This is a genomic window from Mesorhizobium sp. (genome assembly GCF_041661565.1).
GTDB lineage: Bacteria > Pseudomonadota > Alphaproteobacteria > Rhizobiales > Rhizobiaceae > Mesorhizobium.
On the sequence record NZ_JBAZUD010000250.1, the window covers coordinates 1 to 3,468 of the forward strand.

General features: G+C 62.3%; 4 protein-coding genes and 1 pseudogene. 2 read left to right on the forward strand and 3 right to left on the reverse strand.

All coding sequences use genetic code 11. From position 1 onward, the window contains the following. Positions 1-314 (forward strand): annotated as a pseudogene (locus tag WC739_RS25020) (folate-binding protein); the annotation flags it as partial. Next, positions 314-949, forward strand: a complete 636-nt coding sequence (locus WC739_RS25025; protein ID WP_372955670.1) for a hydrolase — start codon at positions 314-316, stop codon at positions 947-949. The pseudogene WC739_RS25020 and the gene WC739_RS25025, both read left to right, overlap by 1 nt. 148 nt (positions 950-1,097) lie before the next feature. On the opposite strand, the gene WC739_RS25030 is transcribed toward WC739_RS25025, so the two are convergent. The 3 genes from WC739_RS25030 to WC739_RS25040 all read right to left on the reverse strand — a co-directional run. After that, entirely contained in the window at positions 1,098-1,988 is an 891-nt protein-coding gene (locus WC739_RS25030; protein ID WP_372955671.1) for a fatty acid desaturase family protein, read from the reverse strand. A gap of 93 nt (positions 1,989-2,081) precedes the next feature. Beyond that, on the reverse strand, positions 2,082-2,354 hold the full coding sequence (locus WC739_RS25035; protein WP_372955672.1) for a DUF3303 domain-containing protein: 273 nt from the start codon (positions 2,352-2,354) through the stop codon (positions 2,082-2,084). Between the two features lie 18 nt (positions 2,355-2,372). Next, positions 2,373-3,468: RimK family alpha-L-glutamate ligase (locus WC739_RS25040; protein ID WP_372955673.1), on the reverse strand; the 1,096-nt coding region annotated here is incomplete at its 5' end.

Here is a 3,468-nt window from a genome sequence, read left to right on the forward strand (position 1 = left end):
GCTGCTATGTCGGCCAGGAAGTGGTTTCGCGCATGCAGCATCGCGGCACCGCCAGGCGGCGCGTGCTGATCGTTACGGCCGAACAGGCCGTCCCCGCTCCGGGCACCGAACTCACCGTCGATGGCCGGCCGGTCGGCACGCTCGGCTCGGCCGCCGGCTTGGTCGGGCTGGCGATTGTCCGAATCGACAAGGTCAAGGCGGCAGTGGATACCGGCAGGCCGATCATGGCAGGAGACGTGCCGGTGACGTTGGCAATTCCGGGATGGGCGAAGTTCATCTTCCCGCCGGAAGCCGTCAGCGAGGAGCAAGCCTGATGTCGGCCGATCGTGTCGGCGCGCCGGCACGGGCCTGGCAGCGCATGCTGTCCGGCCGACGGCTCGACCTGCTCGACCCCTCGCCGCTCGACATCGAGATATCGGACATTGCGCATGGGCTTGCCCGGGTCGCCCGCTGGAACGGCCAGACCAGAGGCGAGCACGCCTTTTCGGTTGCCCAACACTCGCTGCTGGTCGAGGCCCTGTTCTGTGACCTCGTGCCCGATGCTTCGGCGAACGCGCGGCTGGTGGCGCTGCTGCACGATGCACCCGAATATGTCATCGGCGACATGATCTCACCGTTCAAATCGGTGATGGGCGGAAGCTACAAGGACTGTGAGTTGCGCCTGCAGCGCGCCATCCACCAGCGCTTCTCGCTGCCGCCGGAACCGGCTGGCGCGCTACGCAGGGAGATCAAGCGCGCCGACCAGATCGCCGCTTATTTCGAGGCAACGCTGCTTGCCGGCTTCTCGACCGCCGAGGCGACCGAGTTCTTCGGCCGTCCGCGTGGGTTCAGCGCCGACCGCTTCGATTTCACGCCCCGCTCCGTGACCTGGGCACAGAATGCGTTCTTGAAGCGGTTTACGGCGATCGAGAAGGCGCGGCGTCAGGTTCCGGCCTCCGCGCCAGGCTGAAGTAGCCAAAAATTTCGGCGACCATGCATCTCGTTCGATTGGCATGTCGAACGCGAAAGACTGCCGCGCTGGCAATATGGAACGGTCTAGCGAGATCGCTCATGAAGCGGCCGGCTTGCCGGCCATGCATCGTCGTCAGTGCATCCTGTCAGTGCAGCGTTTCGATATATTTTTCGTGGAAGCTGACATAGCCTGGTTCGACAACCCTGAGATGCCGCTCGATCAGCGCATGAAATTGCGGCAATTGGTGAAACGGCACGCCGGGATAGGCATGATGCTCGGCGTGGAATGGCATATTCCACGCCAGCTTGCGCATCGCCCAGTTGGTCAGCGTGGTTCTGGTGTTCTCCAGCATGTTGGCGACAAACGGACAGCGGCCGTGCTCTGCCAGCAGGTAGAGCCGCAGGAACGGCTGGCCCAGCAGAGCGGGGATGATCCAGACATGGAGAAGCAGGGTGAGCCGGAAGTAGGCGGCAACAAGGATGACGACGGCGTAGACGGCAATCATGGCGCGCGCCTCTGCTCGCACCTTGGGCCGCCCCTTCGGCGGCACGTAGCTGTCCTGGTTGTCGCCGAAGGCATTGGCGTAGAGCGTCTTGAGATGGCCCCACCACACCGGGATTCCGGAAACATGGACAAGGTACTGCCGCAGCGTTTCAGGTTTGGGAAACGCCAATTCCGGGTCATTGTCCGGATCCTGCGTGTATCGATGATGGGCGAAATGGAAGTACCGGAACCAGTCCGCCGGCAGCGCCAGCGCCAGACTGCATACCCGCGCCACGACATCGTTCAGCCACTGGGTCTCGAAGGCGGTGCGATGAACCGTCTCATGCAGGAGCGTGAACAGGAAGACGATCAGGATGCCTTGCGGCAACATCAGCAGCGGCCAGAATGGCACTTTGGCGGCAATCAGTGATCCAATGATAAGGATCGCACCCCAGTGACCGGCAAGTTGGACAAGACCGGCCATGTCGGACTTGGCGGTCAGACGGTTGCGTTGTTCCGGGGTCAATGACGCGATGATGTCGCGATGGTCCATTGGCTTCACTCGAGCTGGATCGGAGACACCTTCGGTCGATGGTTCGCCGGCGCTCACCACCCGGTCGTACAGCAAGCCACGAAAGGCACCAAGTCACAGATGTCCGCTCAAGGCCTCCACCATGTCCTTGCTGGTCGCCACGGGAACGATCTCGAATTCCACGAGATCCGCCCACTCGATGACCCAGCGCTGCAACAGAGTGACGTCATTGGCCTCCACCAGCATGAAGCAGCGGCTCATATCCGCCGCGATCCAGCTATGATGGACAAGGAGTTCATCCGGCTTCAGGCGGCCCCGTTCGCGAAAGCGACGGTAGATCTCCTTGCGATCGCAGCCGGTAAAATCCTCGATCACGATGAACTGCATCTTGTTCCCCCATTTGAGTTACCGCCCGGGCCGGTCGAGCCGCTCCAGGAACCACTGGGTCAGCCGAACCCAGACTTCATCCTTCTCGCCGGAATCCTCCCAGCCATGGTCGAGGTTCGGATTGTCATTGACCTCGATGACGAAGACCCCGTCCTTGGTCTCCTTGAGGTCGACGCCGTAAAGACCATCGCCGATGCAGCGCGCCGCCCTCACCGCCGTCTCGACGACATGAGCCGGCGTTTCCTTCAGCGTGAAGGTCTTGATGCCGCCCTGGTCGGGCTTTCCGTTGGCCTTGTGGTTGACGATCTGCCAGTGCTTCTTGGCCATCAGATAGTGCACGGCGAACAAGGGCTGGCCGCCGAGCACGCCGACGCGCCAGTCATATTCGGTGGGAATGAACTTCTGCGCGATCAGCAGATCGGAATCCTCCAGCCACTCGGTGGCGAGCGTCTTCAACTCCTCGAAGTCGGCGCATTTCTTGACGCCGCGCGAGAAGGAGGAATCCGGGATCTTCAACACCAGCGGGAAGCCCAGTGTCTGCGCCGCCAGTTCGAGGTCCGTGGTGCCGGCGATCATTACAGTCGGCGGCACCGGGACCTTGTTGTAGGCCATCAGCTCGTTGAGATAGACCTTGTTGGTGCAACGGATCATCGACAGCGGGTCGTCGATGACGGGCATGCCTTCCTGCTGGGCACGGCGGGCGAAGCGATAGGTGTGGTTGGAGATCGACGTGGTCTCGCGGATGAACAGCGCATCGTAGTTGGCGAGCTTGGCGAGGTCCCGCTTGGTGATCGGCTCGATCTCCACGCCCATCTTCTCGGCGATCTTGGCCCAGTAGCGCAGCGACGAAATCTCCGATGGCGGCAGTTCCTCGTGCGGGTCGACCAGGGTGGCGAAGGTGTAGCGCGCCGGTGTGCGGCCCTTGGTGTCGCGCCATTCCCGGTTGGTGTAGGTCTCCAGGCACTGGATGAAGCGCTTCTCTTCGTCCTCGGTCATCCGCGCCAGCGGATGAAAGCCGATCTTGCGGATCGAGGCCCATTCGGCGCTGTCCCTGATGTGGACTTCGAGTGCGGGTGCCCGGAACCAGTCGAACAGCAGCTTGGCGAAACGGTCC

Coding starts and splice junctions, on each gene's coding strand:
- WC739_RS25025 (WP_372955670.1), top strand. CDS start 314: ATGTCGGCCGATCGTGTCGGCGCGCCGGCACGGGCCTGGCAGCGCATG.
- WC739_RS25030 (WP_372955671.1), bottom strand. CDS start 1,988: ATGGACCATCGCGACATCATCGCGTCATTGACCCCGGAACAACGCAAC.
- WC739_RS25035 (WP_372955672.1), bottom strand. CDS start 2,354: ATGCAGTTCATCGTGATCGAGGATTTTACCGGCTGCGATCGCAAGGAG.